Source organism: Burkholderia sp. BCC1988 (genome assembly GCF_905339895.1).
Taxonomy (GTDB): domain Bacteria; phylum Pseudomonadota; class Gammaproteobacteria; order Burkholderiales; family Burkholderiaceae; genus Burkholderia.
The window spans coordinates 1-367 of record NZ_CAJPHA010000089.1; the positions used below are offsets into that span (position 1 = coordinate 1).

1 protein-coding gene is annotated in these 367 nt (G+C 67.8%); it reads left to right on the forward strand.

Annotated features, from left to right (window positions below; genetic code table 11):
- Nucleotides 1-367: ATP-binding cassette domain-containing protein (locus tag U4012_RS35685; RefSeq protein ID WP_321804594.1), on the forward strand; the 367-nt coding region annotated here is incomplete at both ends.

Here is a 367-nt window from a genome sequence, read left to right on the forward strand (position 1 = left end):
AAAGACGGGCATCGCGCGCACGTTCCAGAACATCCGCCTGTTCGGCGGGATGACGGCGCTGGAGAACGTGATGGTGGGCCGCCACGTGCGGACCAAGCACGGCCTGCTCGGCGCGGTGTTCCAGACGCCGGCCGAGCGCCAGGAAGAGCGCGAGATCAAGGAACGCGCGATCGAGCTGCTCGAGTACGTCGGCGTGCTGCAGTACGCGGACTACACGTCGCGCAACCTGTCGTACGGCCACCAGCGCCGGCTGGAAATCGCGCGCGCATTGGCGACCGACCCGAAGCTGCTCGCGCTCGACGAGCCGGCGGCCGGGATGAACGCGACCGAGAAGGTCGAACTCACGCGCCTGCTCGACAAGATCCGT